Origin of the sequence: Bradyrhizobium sp. 35, from assembly GCF_023073215.1 — a bacterium.
Lineage (GTDB): Bacteria > Pseudomonadota > Alphaproteobacteria > Rhizobiales > Xanthobacteraceae > Bradyrhizobium > Bradyrhizobium canariense_D.
This window is the reverse complement of sequence record NZ_JADPJC010000028.1, coordinates 1-17,576: the sequence shown is the minus strand read 5'-3', so window position 1 is coordinate 17,576 and position 17,576 is coordinate 1. Positions and strand designations below refer to the sequence as shown.

13 protein-coding genes are annotated in these 17,576 nt (G+C 64.9%); 4 read left to right on the top strand and 9 right to left on the bottom strand.

Annotated features, from left to right (window positions below; genetic code table 11):
• Positions 1–6 precede the first annotated feature (6 nt).
• Positions 7–777: an enoyl-CoA hydratase gene (locus IVB36_RS05250; RefSeq protein ID WP_018453065.1), complete on the bottom strand. Its 771-nt coding sequence runs from the start codon at positions 775–777 to the stop codon at positions 7–9.
• 17 nt (positions 778–794) lie between these two features.
• Positions 795–1,262, bottom strand: coding sequence for a MarR family winged helix-turn-helix transcriptional regulator (locus IVB36_RS05245; protein WP_247369100.1), 468 nt, complete (start codon positions 1,260–1,262; stop codon positions 795–797).
• A 53-nt stretch (positions 1,263–1,315) separates the two neighbouring features.
• Here IVB36_RS05245 and IVB36_RS05240 point away from each other — a divergent pair, with 53 nt between their 5' ends.
• Complete coding sequence (locus IVB36_RS05240; RefSeq protein ID WP_247390843.1) at positions 1,316–3,190, top strand: ATP-dependent Clp protease adaptor ClpS; 1,875 nt, start codon at positions 1,316–1,318, stop codon at positions 3,188–3,190.
• A 21-nt stretch (positions 3,191–3,211) separates the two neighbouring features.
• On the opposite strand, the gene IVB36_RS05235 is transcribed toward IVB36_RS05240, so the two are convergent.
• From IVB36_RS05235 to IVB36_RS05210, 6 genes are all read right to left on the bottom strand, one after another.
• Positions 3,212–4,873: a tannase/feruloyl esterase family alpha/beta hydrolase gene (locus IVB36_RS05235; RefSeq protein WP_018453062.1), complete on the bottom strand. Its 1,662-nt coding sequence runs from the start codon at positions 4,871–4,873 to the stop codon at positions 3,212–3,214.
• 77 nt (positions 4,874–4,950) lie between these two features.
• Positions 4,951–6,195 carry a phosphoglycerate dehydrogenase gene (serA, locus tag IVB36_RS05230; RefSeq protein ID WP_018453061.1) on the bottom strand — a complete coding sequence of 415 codons (1,245 nt, stop codon included), beginning with the start codon at positions 6,193–6,195 and terminating at the stop codon, positions 4,951–4,953.
• A 99-nt stretch (positions 6,196–6,294) separates the two neighbouring features.
• On the bottom strand, positions 6,295–7,527 hold the full coding sequence (locus tag IVB36_RS05225) for a rhodanese-like domain-containing protein (RefSeq protein WP_018453060.1): 1,233 nt from the start codon (positions 7,525–7,527) through the stop codon (positions 6,295–6,297).
• A gap of 78 nt (positions 7,528–7,605) precedes the next feature.
• On the bottom strand, positions 7,606–8,799 hold the full coding sequence (locus IVB36_RS05220; RefSeq protein WP_018453059.1) for a PepSY-associated TM helix domain-containing protein: 1,194 nt from the start codon (positions 8,797–8,799) through the stop codon (positions 7,606–7,608).
• A gap of 63 nt (positions 8,800–8,862) precedes the next feature.
• A complete protein-coding gene (locus tag IVB36_RS05215; RefSeq protein WP_026232450.1) occupies positions 8,863–11,187 on the bottom strand; it encodes a TonB-dependent siderophore receptor in 2,325 nt (774 codons plus the stop codon).
• A 204-nt stretch (positions 11,188–11,391) separates the two neighbouring features.
• Positions 11,392–12,276: a dihydrodipicolinate synthase family protein gene (locus IVB36_RS05210; RefSeq protein ID WP_018453057.1), complete on the bottom strand. Its 885-nt coding sequence runs from the start codon at positions 12,274–12,276 to the stop codon at positions 11,392–11,394.
• Between the two features lie 181 nt (positions 12,277–12,457).
• Between IVB36_RS05210 and IVB36_RS05205 the strand changes: the two genes are divergently transcribed.
• Positions 12,458–13,870 (top strand): FAD-binding oxidoreductase, encoded by a 1,413-nt coding sequence (locus IVB36_RS05205; RefSeq protein ID WP_018453056.1) that lies wholly within the window; start codon positions 12,458–12,460, stop codon positions 13,868–13,870.
• Between the two features lie 8 nt (positions 13,871–13,878).
• Entirely contained in the window at positions 13,879–14,544 is a 666-nt protein-coding gene (locus tag IVB36_RS05200) for a GntR family transcriptional regulator (protein ID WP_247369103.1), read from the top strand.
• Positions 14,545–14,550: 6 nt separating this feature from the next.
• Here IVB36_RS05200 and IVB36_RS05195 read toward each other — a convergent pair whose 3' ends face one another.
• Positions 14,551–14,715 carry a hypothetical protein gene (locus IVB36_RS05195; protein ID WP_162847272.1) on the bottom strand — a complete coding sequence of 55 codons (165 nt, stop codon included), beginning with the start codon at positions 14,713–14,715 and terminating at the stop codon, positions 14,551–14,553.
• A 266-nt stretch (positions 14,716–14,981) separates the two neighbouring features.
• Here IVB36_RS05195 and IVB36_RS05190 point away from each other — a divergent pair, with 266 nt between their 5' ends.
• The gene (locus IVB36_RS05190) at positions 14,982–17,003 is read left to right on the top strand and encodes a YgiQ family radical SAM protein (RefSeq protein ID WP_018453053.1); all 2,022 of its coding nucleotides are present in this window, start codon (positions 14,982–14,984) and stop codon (positions 17,001–17,003) included.
• Positions 17,004–17,576 lie beyond the last annotated feature (573 nt).

The following is a 17,576-nucleotide window of genomic DNA, read 5'->3' as shown; positions in this document are numbered from 1 at the left end:
CGGATATCACGCAACCTTGGTGAAATCCGGCGGGCGGCGTTCCGCGAACGCCGTGAAGGCCTCGCGCGCCTCAGCGGTGCGCAGGCGCAGCCCGAACTGCTCGCCTTCGGCATTCATCTGCGCGACCAGCGTCTCGCCGTTGCGCATCAGCTTCTTGGTGGCGGTGAGTGCGCCGGCCGGCTGACGGGCAAGACGCTGCGCCAGCGCGAGCGCCTCGGCATCGAGCTTGTCGAGCGGCACGACGCGGTTGGCGAGCCCCCATTCCAGCGCGGATTTGGCCGGCACCGTCTCGCCCAGCGCGAACATCTCGTAGGCCCGCGCATAGCCGATGCGCGCCGGCATCAGCAGGCTGGAAGCTGCTTCCGGCACCAGTGCGAGGCTGACGAAGGGCGTCGACAATTGCGCGTTGGCGGCAAGCACGACGAGGTCGCAATGCAGCAGCATCGTGGTGCCGACGCCGACGGCGCGGCCCTGCACCGCGGCCACCAAGGGCCGGGAGCAGCGCGCCAGCGACTGGATGAAGCGCACGACGTTGCGGCTTCCTTCCGACTTGCCCGCCGCGACCGCCGCGAACTCGCCGACATCGTTGCCGGCGGTAAACATGTCGCCTTCGCCGCGGATCAGGATCACGCGGACCGACGGATCGTGCTCGGCTGATTCGATGGCATCGGCGAGCTTGCCGTACATCGCATCCGTCAGCGCATTCTTCTTGTCGGGGCGTGCCAGCGTGAGCGTGAGAATTCCGCCGTCGTTCCGGATCCGGACGTGCTCGGTCATGGGTCTCTCCTCTATTCCTATGGATCTCTAGAAAGCTCTGTTGAAAGCTGTCTTGGAAACTTGTCCTGAATGCTGGTCAGCCAGCGCGCGACGATATCGATCTCCGAACTGGTGAATCCGTCCGTCAACGCCGCGTTGACCCGTGCCGCGCTGGCCTTCGCCTGCGCCAGTGCCGTCCGCCCCTTCGGCGTCAGCCAGACGCGCCAGGCGCGACCATCCTCGTGATCCGCGCGCCGCTCGACCAGTTTAGCCGCCGCCGTACGGTCGACCAGCCCCGAGATGCCGGCCGGCCCCATGTCGAGCGCCGCGCCCACCTCACCCATCAGGACGCCGTTCTGCTTGCCGAGGATGAACAGCAGCCCCGCTTGCGCCGGCGTGACCTCGCTCGAAGGCTGCGCCGCCATCCAGCGCTGCACGCGCCGCTGCGCCACGCTCAACAGGTAGATCAACCGATGGTGTCTCGCGCCCTCGTCTTTATTTCGCATGCGAAATAGATAATCGAGGCGGATCAGATTGTCAAAGGACGGCAGCTGGACATGTGCCGCGGCAGTCGTCGAGGAACAGGGCCGCCCCGGCGCACCAGGACCTCACCCACCAATCGCAATTAGCCGCCGCCGTCACGCTTGACGGCCGCTTCCCTTTATGTTCTCTATTCGTTCTATTCAATCATAGATTGTCCCGGAGGCCTTTCGTGATGAACAGTATGCGTGGCGAGAACCAGCCGACCCAGCTCATAATTCATAATGACGATGATACGCCGGACCAATTCGTGATGGATCTGCTTCGGCAGGTTTTCGGCAAATCAGACCGTGAAGCGACCGCGCTGATCACCCAGATCGAGCAGAAGGAAAAAGCGGTTTGCGGACCTTACCCGCAATCGGTTGCCGAAGCCCTTTTCAAATCTGCGCAACAATCCATCGAATTGGCCGGCCACCAACTGCAGGTCACGCTAGAGGCGGTCAAGAGTCCTTGCGAACTCTGTGGCAAGCCTGAGGGACAGACCGACGTTCGTATCGGCAGCCGCACGGTCTGGCTGTGCAGCGAATGCATGCGTGCGGCGGATGAGCCCTCGAACGAGCGAGAGGAGAATTTCGACTTTGCATGCGACATTCTCGATTGGCACCTTGCCAGCACTGCGCGCAGCAAACTCGTGACCACGATCCGCCAATTTCCCGGCCACATGCGGGTCGATCTCCAGGCCGCCGTCGACCGGCTCTTCGGCAAGGCCATCCGGCTGGTGGGACTGAACGAGGAGCAGCGCTACGAAACGCTGTCGATTCCACGACTGCTCAAGGAGGGCCGCTATGCGATCGCGATTGCCCCGCTGCAATATTCCGACGTCGACGTAGGCGAGAAGAGCCCGGTCAAGTGTCTGGATAACGGGCTGTGGCTGTGTGAGCAGGATCATCTCCGCTATGCGGTTTTGCTCTGCGCACACCGCGAATACAGTCGCGAGCCCGGAATTCGGATCGAAATCCTGGTACCCTCAGGTTCCGCAGGCGCGGCTCTCGTCCAGCAATGCTTCAGTGAATTGGAAGAAGCCGTACAGGCTGCGCGGACCTATCGCGGCAAGATCCTGTCGCTCGATGCCGATTCCGACTATCGCGGTCGCTCGCGCGGCATCACGGTGCATCGCTTGCCGCAGGTCGCGCGCGACGAGGTGATCCTGCCGGAGCAGACCCTGCGGCTGCTCGATCGCAACGTTCTGACCTTCGTCAACACCCGAGACCAATTGCGCCGGCTGGGTCAATCGACACGCAAAGGCATCTTGCTGTACGGGCCGCCGGGCACTGGCAAGACCCACACGATCCGTTATCTCGCAACGCATTTGCCCGGGCATACGACGCTGATCATCACGGCCGAGCAGATCGGTCTGCTCGGCGCCTATATGAGCCTGGCACGGTTGCTCCAGCCGTCGATGGTGGTGATCGAGGATGTCGATCTCATCGCCCGCGACCGCGATGACATGGGGCCGTGTGAGGAATCCATGCTGAACAAGCTGCTCAACGAGATGGACGGGCTGAAGGAAGACGCCGACATCCTGTTCGTCCTGACCACCAACCGGCCGGAGGACCTCGAGGGAGCTCTCGCGGGTCGCCCCGGCCGCATCGATCAAGCCATCGAAGTGCCGCTGCCAGACGAGACCGGCCGCGGCAAGCTGGTCCGGCTCTACGGCAGGGGATTGCCGCTCGAGGGGGCCGTGATCGCGGAGGCTGCCCGACGCAGCGAGGGCACGAGTTGCGCCTTCATCAAGGAGCTGATGCGGCGGCTGGCGCAAGGAAGCATCGCGCGGGACGGCGGCAACACCGTGATCTCGGCCGATATCGACGAGGCGCTTGACGACATGCTGTTCTCCGGCGGCCGGCTTAACGCGCAGCTGCTCGGCGGCGCGCAGGCAATGGCCACCGGGTGACGCTCCGAAGTGGCGCGCCTGCTACGGCGCGCACATGAAGCTCGACGCCTCCGTCACTGGGCCGCTCTTGTAGTGCGGCCAGGCCGGCCAGCGGCACAGCGGCAGCGCGCGAAGCGTCGCAAACGACGGCGCCTCGACCTTCTGCTCGGTAACTTCCAGATCGCCGGGCGCCCTGCCCTTTTCGACCCAGTCGACCAGCACGCTCAGCATGTCGACATTGGCCGGCGCGCCGGAGCCGACATGGTCGACCCCTGGCGCGGTGTAGAGCCGCGCGAACTCGGCCGTCTCGGCTTTGCCGACCTTGCGTTCGACGTTCTCGAAATAGCGGATGCCGGCATAGGGGCTTTGCGCGTAGTCCGCCATATGTTCGAGCATGATCAGCCGGCCGCCGCGAGCGCGGAAGCGGCTGAGGTCGGGGTCGGTGGAATCCATCAGGCTGGAGACCTCGAGCAGCCGCGCCTTGTGCGCTTCGGGCTTATACGTCGTCACGTCGAGCTTGGGATCGCGCGCGAACACGTATTGGATGCCGCCGGCGCCGTAGATCCAGGCGATGCCATTATTGGGCGCGGGCGGCTGCGCGGGAGGCGCCGTGCCAAGCCACCACGCGACCCAGCCGCCGGTCGGGCCGACCGCCGGCGTGTCCTCGCCCGACACGCCCCAGCCCGGATAATCGTCGAGGCCATTGGCGAGCGCGAACGGGAATTTGTAGGTCGCATGCAAGGTCTCGATCGCCTTGATCTGTGCGTCGGTGAGGCACTGATCGCCCGTCTTGCCGCTCGCGCAACGCAGCGTCTCCACCTTGAAGGCCGCCTTGCAGGAAACGGGATCTTGCACCAGCGCGTCATCGGAGCCGTCGGCCTTGTCGCAAGCGGCCCGCACGGCATCGCCGACTAGCTTCACCTGCGCCGGATTGATCCAGCCATCACCCATGGTCACGAGCCCCGAACGCGTGCCGGCATGCTGCAGGCCGACCCAGTTGATGACGGGCACGCGAGCAAAGATGCCGTCGAAATCATCAGGGTAGCGCTGCGCCATGGTGAGGCCTTCGCGGCCGCCTTCGGACGACCCCATGAAGTACATTTTCTCCGGCGCCTTGCCGTAAGCGCGCTGCATCAGCGCGACGGCGGCATCGCGCACCTTCTTGTAGGCGCGATGGGCGAAATTCTCGAAGGCTTCGTCGTTGAGCGCGAACAGCTGCGGCGGCTCGCCCGGCTTGGACTCGTGACCGGAATCGGTGCCGTAGGTGACGAAGCCGCGCGCGAGCGGCGACGGCTTGTCGAAGGGATAGGCCGGCGGCAGCGCCAGGCCCGTGATCAGCACGCCATTGAATCCGCCGCCGCCATATTGCAGCGAACGGCCGTTCCATTCGACGGGCAAATTGACCTGAAACTTGATCGGCGGCGCCTTGGGATCGGTGGGATCGATGTGGCCGAGCACCTTGCAGAAGCCGGGATTGGCGGGCGTGACGCGCCCCGACGGCGTCGGGCCGCGTTCGGCGACGGCCAGTTGCGACGGCGCCAGCAACGTCGCCGAATCCACCTTCACGGCGTCAGCGCCGCCGACGAGGCCCTTGCAGACAGTGTCCGCATCCTCAGTCAGCGTCACCGCTGAAGCGGAATTCGCGCCCAGCGCGCCCGCTGCGCCCACCAGCAATGCGCACAGCTTCACATGGATTTGCGCCATCGTTTCCCCCTGAGTTTCTGTTCGTTATGTCAGCAGGCCGCATTCAAGGCGCCCTGCGGCCGCTCGTCAATGCAGTGCTAGTGCTCAAACACCAGCCGCGCGCCGACGGTGCCGTCGAGGGCGCGGATCTGCTGGAGCAGCGCGCCTGAATCCTGGCCGCCGAGGTCGGCATCGAGCACGACGTAACCGAGGTCGCCGGAGGTCTCCAGATACTGCGCAGCGATGTTGATGTCGCGCTGGAGGAAGACCTCGTTGAGCCGGCGCAGCATGCCGGGCACGTTGCGATGGACGTGGCTGAAGCGCGCGCCGGAGGGACGCAGATGCAGCTGCACTTCCGGAAAATTCACCGCGCCCGTGGTCGATCCGGTGATGAAAAAGTCGACCAGCTTGCGCGCCACCTCGCCGCCGATGCGCTCCTGCGCCTCCTCGGTCGAGCCGCCGATATGCGGCGTGAGGATGACATTGCCGAGGCCCTGCACCGGGCTGTTGAAGCGGTCCGAATTCGAGGACGGCTCGACCGGAAACACGTCGATGGCGGCACCCGCGAGATGGCCGTCGCGCAGAGCCCCCGCCAGTGCATCGAGATCGACGACGGTGCCGCGGCTGTTGTTGATCAGAAGGGAGCCGGGCTTCATCGCCCGCAGCTCCTTCTCGCCGATCATCCCTGATGTCTCCGGCGTCTCCGGCACGTGCAGGCTGACGACATCGCTCTGCGCGAGCAGCTCCTCCAGCTTCTCGACTGGCTCGGTGTTGCCGTGGCGGAGCTTGTCGGTGCGGTCGAAATAGATCACGCGCATGCCGATCGCCTCGGCCAGGGTCGAGAGCTGCGAGCCGATATTGCCGTAGCCGATGATGCCGAGGGTGCGGCCGCGCACCTCGCGGCTGCCGGTCGCCGACTTGTCCCAGCCGCCCTCATGGGCCGACACCGAGCGCGGGAAAATGCGCCGCAGCAGCATCACGATCTCGCCGATCACGAGCTCGGCGACGCTGCGCGTGTTGGAGAACGGCGCGTTGAACACCGGAATGCCGCGCTTGCGCGCCGCCAGCAGATCGACCTGGTTGGTGCCGACGCTGAAGCAGCCGACGGCGAGAAGCTGGTCGGCCGCTTCCAGGACCTGATCGGTGATCTGGGTGCGCGAGCGGATGCCGAGCAGCGACACGCCCTTGAGCGCCCGCCGCAAATCCTCGCCGTCCAGCGCCTTGGTCAGGCGCTCGACATTGGTGAAACCCGCCGTTCTGAACAGGTCCACGGCGCTGTCATTGACGCCTTCGAGCAGCAGCGCCTTCGCGCTCCGCTCAGGGCTTCGGCCTGGGACTGACATGAAATCTCCGTGGGTCACAGCTTCGCCGCAGCTCATAGACCGCGGGGGATGCGCAGCACAATAGGGTTCGGATACGGGGAGAAGATGGCGGAGCGGTCGTCAGATCACGTAAAACCCGTGCGTCCCGTCCAGACGCAATTGTTCGACCAGGCCATATTCCCAGTCGAGATAGGCCTGCATCGCGCGTTCGTCGACGCCGGTGCCTTCATAGGGGCGGCGGTAGCGGTGGGCGGGATCGGGCTTGGGCAGGACGTGCGGCGGACCGATTTCGAGCGCGCCGTCATAGCCGCCCTCCCACACATAGACCTCCCAGCCCATCTGCGCGAGCCAGGACGCCGTCATGTCGGCGCGGACGCCCTTATCGTCGGTCAACACGATACGCGCGCCGCGCACCGGTGCGGCCATGTCGGTTTCCTGGACGAGCTGTCCGCCGGGATAGTGGCGAAAGCCCGGGAGATGGCCTGCGGCATATCCCTCGGCGTCACGCACGTCGAAGCGATAGAGCGTGCGATCGGTCTGCGCGACAAGCGCAGCCATCTCGCTCGCGCCGATATGGCGGACACCGGCGCGATAGGCGACGTCGCGCGCATTGGCCGGGCCGCCCTCGAACGACCCGATCGCGCCACGCCTGTTAGCACCATGGTCGAGCGTGTGCCGCGCCAACGTCCAGCCGATGGTGCCGTTGCGCAGCGCCCGGACCTTGTTCGGCACGCCGGCATTGATCAGCGATTGGGTGCCGATGATCGAGCGGGTGCGGCCGGCGCAATTGACGATGATGGTGGTGTCGGCATCGGGTGCCGCCTGTCCTGCCCGCAGCACCAGCTCCGCGCCGGGCACGCTGACCGAGCCCGGAATGTTCATGGTAGCATATTCGTCGAAGCGGCGGACGTCGAGGATGGCAATGTTGGCCTTGTCCGCGATGAGTTTTGCCACCTCGTCGGCACTGAACGAGGGCGTGTGCCTACGCGACTCGACCAGCTCGCCAAAGGCTTTGGAGTAGGAGTTGACGTCCTCGAACATTTGATAGCCCGCGTCGCGCCAGGCCTTCAGTCCGCCATCGAGCGCGCGGACGTTGGTATAGCCGAGCGCGGCCAGCCGCTCGGCACCCGCGGTGACGAGCCCTTCGCCGTCATCATAGAGCACGATCGGCACATTCTTGCGCGGCAGCCTGACGTCCGCTTCGATCGCAATCCGATCGGCAGCCATGTTGGCGGCGAACAGCGGATGTCCCGTCGCGAAACCAGCCTCGTGCCTGAGATCAAGCAACGCGATCTCCTCGCGGAGCAGCAGTGCACGGCGGATGTCGGCGGGAGTGACGGTGGTGATCTTCATGGCGTAAACCCTGACGAGGATTGGCCATGGGCTTTTGAACGATTGCAGAAGTGTTGGCTAGCCTTTGCGGCAGCCCGTTCATTCGCCGGGAACGAGCCGCCCGAGCCGTGGCTGCGCCAGCCGCCTCAGCTTTCGACGCGACAAATAAAGCAAAACGCCGGTGACCGCGAACAGCGGCATCAGCACAGCCGCGAGCATGAACGCGAGCTTGCCGGGCCAGCCCAGAAATGCGCCGCGGTGGATATCGAGCACGTTCGCGATGGTCTTCTCGCCGAGGGTCTTATCGGAATAACGCTCCGCAGACACGAATTGGCCTGTGATGGCATCGACGCGGAATTCGTCACGGGTGGTGTCGAGGGTCGAGTCTTTCCCCCAGGAGCGGATCCGTATCACCGTGCCCGGACCGGCGGGCAGCGTCAGCAACGCCTTGGAGAAACGGCCGCCCTCTTCGTGCAGGAAGGCGGCCCACGCGCGATCAAAGCCGATCGGCTGTGCCGTCTCGCTGACACCGGCAGCACGCGACGCCTTTGTGGGCATCTTGGGCTGCATCTTCGCCGCGGCGATCTGCGGGCGCGACAGCAACCAGACGACGCCATCCTTGTACCAGTCGAACGAGTACCAGAGCCCGGTGAACGTCATCACCAGATAGACCGGCAGGACCCAGGTGCCGATCACCGCATGCAGCGACCGATGCAGACCGCGGCCACTGAGCCCGAGATTCGGCTTCAGCCACATCTTCACGCTGCCTGCACGACGCGGCCAGCGCAGCACGAGGCCCGAGATCAGCATCACGATCAGGCCGAGCGCGGCCACGCCCGTGATCTGGCGCCCCCAGCCCTTGGCATCGCCGGGAATCAACAGCCAGCGATGAAGCTTGCGCACGGTCGCGAAAAACTCTTCGCCGTCCGGTGTGCCCAACACGCGCGCGTCATAGGGATCGACATAGAGCGAGGACGGCCGCGCGCCTCGTTCGTCGCGGGCGAAGCGCACATGCACCGCGGCGGACGGATCACTCGCCAGCGTCACGGCGGAGATTTTGCCGACGTCCTGCGCCGCAGTCAGGCGCGCAACCAGTTCGTCCGGCATCAGCGCCGGTGCCTGGCGCGGCGCGACCTGCATGATGCCGGCGTTGAGATGATCGACGATCTCGTCCTCAAAACTCATGATCGCACCGGTCAGTGCGATCACGGCGAGCAGCAGCGCCAGCACGAGGCCCGCGATGGAATGGACATGAAGCAGAGCGGCCTTGATCGCGCGCCAGGACTCACGCATCGGCGCGAGCCCTCCTGCTCGGCGCGATCATCCGAAGGGCGTCCCTGCGCGACATGCCCATCGCTAAAACTTCACCGTCGCCGACAGCGAGACCCGCCGCGCGTCGCCGAGGGCGACGTTCAGATTATTGACGGCGGAGGGATAGTAGACAGTGTCGAACAGGTTCTTGACGTTGAGCTGGTAGATCACCGGCGTGTTCTGGTATTTCATCTCATAGGTCGCGAAAATATCGGCGACCACATAAGAGGGCAGGAAGAAGGAGTTGATCGAATCGCCGGGACGATCACCGACATAACGCGCGCCGCCGCCGAGGCGGAGCTGACCCGGCAGGGCTGTGCCGAAGTCATAGACCAGATAGAGCGAGGCCGTGTTCAGCGCGACGTTCTGCAACTTCCTGCCGAGCAGCGTGATGTCCTCGGATGCCGTCACGCGGGCGTCGGTGTAGCCATAACTGCCGATCAAGGCCCAGCTATCGGTGATCCTGCCGGTGACGTCCAACTCGACACCGCGCGAATGGGCACGGCCCACGGTGTGGAGTTCTACCACGCCTGCGCTGTTCGTCTTCGTCGTCTGCACGTTCTTCTTGTCGAGATCGTAGAGCGCCAGCGTGCCGGAGATGCGCTTGTTCAAATCGAACTTGACGCCGGTCTCGTATGACACGCCTTCTTCCGGCGCGACGTTGGAGCCGATCGTGACGCCGATCGGCGCAATGGTCGAATTCGGCTTCAACGATTCAGTATAGCTCGCATAGAGCGATATCTGGTCGGTGAGCTTGAAAATGGCGCCGCCGAGCGGAAGCACCTTGTCCTGGGACACATTGGTGTTGGTGACAAACGGCTTCCCGCGCCCGGCGATCTGGTCGTAGTCCATGTAGCGCACGCCGCCGACCAAGGCGAACCGCTCTGTCAGATGCAACGTGTCCTGGACGAACATCGACCACTGGCCGAGCTTGTCGGTCTGCGCACTGTCGGGATTGGACACCGTCGTTCCCGGCCCGATCAGGCCGTAAACGGGATTGTAGACATTGAAGGCGGGCGTTATCTGCCGGATCAGATTGTCCCGGTAGATGGTGCGATACTGGCCGTCGCCACCGAACACCACATCATTGCGCATGTCGCCGAGCCAGAAGCCGCCTGAAATATAGGACGTTCCATAGCTGGCGTTGCTGAGCGAACCCTGCGTGCCGTCGTTGCTGCGGGTCTCGGCGCCTGTCGTGAAGTTGATGCCGGTGATACGAAGCTGGTTGGCGCTGAAGGTCTCGGTGTTGTAGCTGTAGCCGGCGTAGAGCTTCCAATCATGATTGAAACGGTGCTCGACCGACGCCTGGATCAGGTCCGACGTGCCCCACGTGTTATTGAAGGGCTCGTCGAGCCGGCGCGTCGTGGGAACTGCCAGCGGCGCCTTCGTCACCGGATTGAACGCCGTGCCGCGATCGAACGGATAGATGAACTCGCGATGCTCGTAGTTGAGCTGCACCGTGGTGTCCTGGCCATACCAGGCCAGTGACGGCGCAACCAGCATCTCGCGGTGGCGGCCGAAATTCCGCCAGTAATCCTCGCTGACGCTGTAGCCGATGAAGCGATAGGCGAGGCCTTGATCACCGATCGGACCGGTGATGTCGAGCAAGCCGTCGGCGCCGGTCTTGGAAGCACTGAAGGCCGAACCAAGCAGCGTAACCGAGCCGTGCTGGTACAGCTCCGGCCGCTTGCTGATCGTGTTGACGATGCCGCCGGGATCCATGATGCCGTAGAGCAGCGAGGCCGGCCCCTTCAGCACCTCGACGCTTTCGACTGCGGGATTGAAGCTGCGCCCCTGCACCAGCGGCATGCCGTTGCGCATGATCGAGCCGTCGCGGTTGTCGCCGAAGCCGCGGCGGATGACCGCGTCCTGGCTGCCGGCGAGCGTGTTGGTCTGGGTGATGCCGCTGACGTTGATCAGCGCGTCGTCGATGTTTCGCGGGAGCTGGTCCTTCAGCACCTGCTCGGGCACCACGTTGACGGCCTGCGACGTATCGAGCGGCGAAGCGCCGCTGCGCAGCGTGGTCGCGCTCGGCATCGCGCGGTAGCCGAGCTTGGCGGCCTGTTGCGCGGCGGCTTCCGCGGCCGCGCGCTCCGAGAGCGTCGGCGCTGCGGGTGCGGGATTGCGATTGCGCTGGCGCGCGGCGGTCTGAGCGCGGCGTGGGGACTGGTCCGATGCACGCGCCGCTTTCGGCCGCGGTGCCGGCGCCTCGACCGTCACCGGCGGCAGAGCCGATTGCGCTTGGGCGGCCGTCGCGCTGAAGGAAGGTGCGCCGAGCAGAACGGCTGCTCCAATGAGGAGGACTGCGCAGCTCGTGCCGGCAGGAGTTCGACGGCCGCTGACGCGCTGGCCATCCAGATGAGCACGCACTTTCGATTCACTTCCAAGTCAGACGCAGAAGCTGGCGCGTCTAACAGCCGTTGTTCGTGAAGAGAACCGCAAGCGGCCTTGAATCGCTCTAGTGTTGAATGGTTCTAGGCTTTGATCGCTATTCGACAATCCTCGATGGATTGCGCAGCGACCGCGACACGCAGCGCGCGAATTCGCGGCAACGTGTCGCGGCTTCCCGCGATCTCACGCGATCGCGGGAGCCATCAGCTCGTCGAGCTTGCGCTTGAGCGCGGTGCCGTCGGACAAGGCCCGGAGCGGCGGCCGCACGCGTAGCCAGCTCGCGTCGCCCGTCTGTGCCGCGAGGATGGCTTTCAGCGTCGTGAGGAAGGATGGTGATTTCACCACGATGTCCACGGCAGCCTGCATGCGTGCTTCGACATCCTTGCCGTCGATCATTGCCTTGACCAGCTCCGGCGCGATGTTGGCCATGCCGCAGATGGTGCCGGCACCGCCGGCGGCGATCGCGCGGGTGATGTCAACCTCGTTGCCGACGGTGATGGCGAGCTCGGGAGCGGCGGCACGGAACGCCTGGAACTGCTTGAAGTCGCCGCTAGAGTCTTTCAGGCCCGCAACGACCTTGCCGTAGCGCTTGCGCAAATTCGCGGCGACGCCGGTCGGGATCGCGACACCCGAGATCTGCGGGATATGATAGAGGTAGGCACGCAGGCGATCGTCGGCGACGCCGTCGAGGATCGCCGCAAAGGCATCCTCGATGCCTTCAGGGCTGACGCTTCGGTCGAAGTAAGGCGGCAGATACAGCACGTGACGCAGGCCGAGACCGAGCACGGCACGCGTCAATGCGATGCTGTCGCCGATCGCGGGGAAGCCGCCGCCGATTCCAATTCGGTCCGGCGCAACGCCGGCCTTGAGCACGGCTTCGATGGTCGCGACGCGTTCGGCGACATTGAACGAGGTGCCCTCGCCGGTGGTGCCGAACAGCACGACACCGTCGATGCCCTTACCGAAGAGTTGCTTGCCGTGGGCGGCGAGCTTGGCGGAGTCCACGCTGCCGTCCGTCGCCAGCGGCGTCGCCGAAGCCACCCAGAACCCGCGAATTGCCTCCGTCATCACACACCATCCGTTGCTGTGGCTTCGGACCAGGCGTCTGGTCTCGGACGATCAAACCAGAGCTTGGCAAGCCTTGTTTTTGCTTTACTTTCGGGCTTGTACCTTACATACAACAAAGGCGCAAATCCTTTCCGCCGTCATGGCGCGCATAACACGCAGCCAGATTCCGAGGAGGTCTCGCATGGACATGGTGACCCCGGTCGAGCGGCCCACCCAGTTGCTCGGCGCCTTGCGCGACAGCCTCGGCGCGGCCGCCGTGCTCGTTGGCCCGGACGTGCCCGCGCGCAATTGCAACGACTGGAGCGCGAGCCTGCCGCAAACGCCGCTCGCGGTGATCCGCCCGGTCGATGCGCAAGGCGTGGCCGACGCGATTCTGACCTGCCGGCAGGCGCATCTGCCGTTCGTGCCGCAGGGCGGATTGACTGGGCTGTGCCGCGGCGCATCGCCTGAAGCAGGCTGGGTCGCGATCTCGCTCGAGCGCATGAGCGGGATCGAGGAGATCGATCACGCCTCGATGACGATGACGGTGAAAGCAGGCACGCCGCTTCAGACGATCCAGATGGCAGCCGACGAAGCCGGCTTCTTCTTTCCGCTCGATCTCGGCTCGCGCGGCTCCTGCGCCATCGGCGGCAACCTCTCGACCAATGCCGGCGGCAATCGCGTGATCCGCTATGGCATGACGCGCGAACTGGTGCTCGGGCTCGAAGTCGTGCTGCCCGACGGCACCATCATCACTAGCCTCAACAAGCTGATGAAGAACAATGCCGGCTACGATCTGAAGCATCTGTTCATCGGCTCGGAAGGCACGCTCGGCATCATCACCCGCGTGGTGCTGCGGCTGTTTCCAAAACCGCGTTCGACCATGGCCGCGCTCTGCGCGCTCGAGGACTATGCCGCGGTGATCGCGCTGCTCGGCGCCGCGCGAAGCGGGCTCGGCCCGCTGCTGTCGGCGTTCGAGGTGATGTGGCCGGATTACTGGGACGTGATCACGTCGCGCGCAGGCGTCAAGCCGCCGGTCGCCGCAGGCCATGGCCTCTACGTGCTGGTGGAAGCGCAGGGCACCGACGAGAGCCTCGACGCACCGCGCTTCCAAAGCTGGCTCGAAGAGCTGATGGAGCGCGGGCTGCTCGCCGACGCCGCCGTGGCGCAATCGCTGGCGCAGACGCGAAGCTTCTGGCGCGTGCGCGACATCTGCGCCGAGTTCGGCCAGGTGTTGGGTCCGCACATCTCCTACGACATCGGCCTCGCCGTGGCGCGGATGGACGAGTTCGTCACGCGCTGCAAGGCGGCGCTGGCTGATGGCGTCGAGGGATGCGAAAGCGTCTATTACGGCCATATCGGCGACGGCAATCTGCATCTCGTCTCCTGGGTCACCGGCCTTGCCGTCGAGCAGCAGCCGAAGGAAGAGATGGACGCGATCATTTACGGTCTCGTGCGCGAGATGGGCGGCAGCGTCTCGGCCGAGCACGGCATCGGCACGTTGAAGAAGAAGTGGCTGGGTCATGCCCGCAGCGAGGCCGAGATCGCGCTGATGCGAACGCTGAAGGCCGCGCTCGATCCCGATCATCTGCTCAACCCCGGCAAGGTGATCTGAGAGAGCCAATGCGATCGCTGAAGCTCGATGCGCCGAAATCGCTGTCGCAGCGGGTGATGCAGCGGCTGCGCCAGGCCATCATCGACGGCGAGTTCGCGCTCGGCGCCGCCATCTCCGAGGAGATGGTGGCAAACTCCTTCGGCGTCAGCCGCACCCCGGTGCGCGAGGCGATGGGTCAGCTGCAGGCGCAGGGCCTCGTCGTGATCCGGCCGCAGGTCGGCAGTTTTGTCTTTACGCCAAGCGCGGAAGACATCACCGCGCTCTGCACGTTCAGGATCGCGCTGGAGCCCAAGGCCGCTGAGCTCGCCTTCCGCCATGATCGCGCCGGTGCGATCGCGACGATGAGCGAGGCGATCGCGGCGATGGAGCCGGCGATTGCAGCCAGGGACAACATCGCCTATGGCCGCGCCGATGCCGCTTTCCATGAGGCGCTGTTCGCCCATTGCGACAACCGCTATCTCGCCGAATCCTATCAGCTCGCATCTAGCCGCGTCGCGGCACTCCGCACCAATTTGACTTCGCCGATCGACGTGCGCACGCGCACGTCTTTCGACGAGCATCGCAAGCTGCTCGATCTGTTCGCCCGCGGCGAGTTTGCCGCCTTCGCGACGCTGATGACCACGCACGTCACCAATTCTGGCGTGGTCTACGCCAAAGCGCTGCAGGTCGATTGAGCGCTGCTACCGCGCATTTTTCGTGCCGGGCCTGTCCAGAAAATCCAGCGCGGTGTTGATCTGTTCGAGCTGGTGTTCGATTTTGTCGCGGTCCTCGGCCGTGGGCGCCTTCTCGAGCTGCTCAACCAGCTTCTGCTTTCGGAGCAGCAAGTTCTCTATGACTGTACTCACGGCTCCCCCATCCGCCAGGGGCGAACATCGAGGCAATATTACACCCCGGAGGCGAGCGCGCGCCAGCCGGGCCCAGCGCAACCCTGCATCAGAATGTTCGCGAGGGCAGTTGGTTCCTGCGCGTGACCCGAGAAGGTGCAGACAGCTGATGGCGGCGCTCGCGAACGGTTAACGCGGTCGCACGCCCGGGCTGCCGGTCGCGGAACCGGATCTTTCACCTGCCCGTCGGTTGTATTCGGAGGCCCGGAGTCCTATGCGTATGCGCCATGGACATCCAGATCATCGCCGCCGAAAAACCCCTGATGGCGCAGGCACGCCCGCACAAGCCGGCGCCGTTCCTGCCGATGAGTCGCGCCGAGATGGATGCGCTCGGCTGGGACGCTTGCGACATCGTGCTGGTGACGGGCGATGCCTATGTCGACCATCCCAGCTTCGGCATGGCCATCATCGGCCGGCTGCTGGAGGCGCAGGGCTTTCGGGTCGGCATCATCTCGCAGCCGGACTGGCATTCGGCCGAGCCGTTCAAGGCATTGGGCAAGCCAAAAGTCTTCTTCGGCGTCACCGGCGGCAACATGGATTCGATGGTGAACCGCTACACCGCGGATCGTCGCCTGCGCCATGACGATGCCTATACCGCGGGCGGCGAAGGTGGCAAGCGGCCGGACCGCTGCACCGTCGTCTACGCGCAGCGTTGCCGCGAGGCGTTCAAGGGCGTCCCGGTCGTACTCGGCGGCATCGAGGCCTCGCTGCGCCGGATCGCGCATTACGATTACTGGTCCGACAAGGTGCGCCGCTCGGTGCTGGCCGACGCCAAGGCGGACCTGCTGCTCTACGGCAATGCCGAGCGCGCCGTCGTCGAAGTGGCCAATCGTCTCGCCGCCGGCGAGGCGCCGCGCGAGCTCGACGACATCAGGGGCGTCGCGCTGTTCCGCCGCGTGCCCGACGATTACACCGAGCTGCACGCCGACGATATCGACTCCGCCGATGAGGGCGCTTCGCGCACGAAAGGCTTGACCGTGATCCGGCTGCCCGCTTTGGAGCAGGTCGAGCAGGACAAGGAAGCCTATGCGCGCGCGTCACGCGTGCTGCACCGGGAGAGCAATCCCGGCAATGCGCGGCCGCTGGTGCAGCGCCACGGCGATCGCGATCTCTGGCTCAACCCGCCGCCGATTCCGCTGACCAGCGAGGAGATGGACGCCGTCTACGATCTTCCTTACGCGCGCGCCCCGCATCCGTCCTACGTTGACGCGAAGATCCCGGCGTGGGACATGATCAAGTTCTCGGTGACGATCATGCGCGGCTGTTTTGGCGGCTGCACCTTCTGCTCGATCACCGAGCACGAGGGCCGCATCATCCAGAACCGGTCCGAGGGCTCGATCCTGCGCGAGATCGAGAAGATCCGCGACAAGACGCCGGGCTTCACCGGCGTGATCTCGGACATCGGCGGTCCCACCGCCAACATGTACCGGATGGCGTGCAAGGACCCGAAGGTCGAGGCCGCGTGCCGGCGGCCGTCCTGCGTCTTCCCCGAGATCTGCCCGAATCTCAACACCTCGCATGACGATCTGATCCGGCTCTATCGCAAGGTGCGCGAGACCAAGGGCATCAAGAAGGTGATGGTCGCCTCCGGCGTGCGCTACGACCTCGCGGTCGAGAGCCCCGAATACATCAAGGAGCTCGTCACCCATCACGTCGGCGGTTATCTCAAGATCGCGCCCGAACATACCGAGCGCGGGCCGCTCGACAAGATGATGAAGCCCGGCATCGGCGCCTACAACCAGTTCAAGCGGATGTTCGATGCCGCGGCCGAACAGGCCGGCAAGAAATACTATTTGATCCCGTATTTCATCGCGGCACATCCGGGCACGACCGACGAGGACATGATGAACCTGGCGCTATGGCTGAAGAAGAACCGCTACCGCGCGGATCAGGTGCAGACCTTCCTGCCCTCGCCGATGGCGACCGCGACGGCGATGTACCACACCGGCGTCAACCCACTGCGCGGCGTGCGGCGCGGTGGCAGCGACAAGGTCGAGGCGATCAAGGGCCTGCGCCAGCGTCGCTTGCACAAGGCGTTCCTGCGCTACCATGACCCCGACAATTGGCCGGTGCTGCGTGAAGCCCTGAAAGAGATGGGCCGCGCCGATCTGATCGGTTCGCGCCCCGACCAGCTGGTCCCCGCGCACCAGCCGCCCGGCACCGGCAAGGCCGCCGGCACGCGGCGGCCGGTTCGTCCAGACGGCAAGACGCAGCGGTTCACGACCAAGAATTTGCGGGTGATGAAGTAGCGGGCGAGCCGGATCAGGTCCGGTTCAGCTTCGCATTGTCGCCCTCAAAACAAAAACCTCGAAAACAACCCCATGCACAGTAGCCGGCATGAGCGGGATCAATGACTTAGGCGATTGCCGAATCCGTTGAATCCGCGGGGTGAGATAACGGAAAAACCGAAATTATGTTTTGACGAAATATTGACTCGTCGGGCAAAACAGGCGCAAGATGCCATTGTCGCGGCACGCGTGGCAGGGCGAGCCCCAACCGCTACTCCGTATCGATATCCTCGAGCTTCACACCGCGTCCCGCGCGGAGGCTCGAAGCAACCGTCCTCCGACTTGAATCCATTCAACACAGCAGGCGTCGATGCGCGCCCGGATGCGCTGGGGAGCGTAGTCGTAAACCCGATAGCTCGCGGGGTAGCCGGTGTCCGCTCTGTCCGCGAAACCGGACATAGCCAGTCCCGCCTTGTGAGTCAGCTAGGGGCCATTGGACTAAACCGCTCGCGCGGTAGGCACGACGGCCGGCAGCGCGGCTGAGAGGATAGCGCAACGAGGCGTCCTGTCTTGAGATGAGGGGTTCGCAACCTT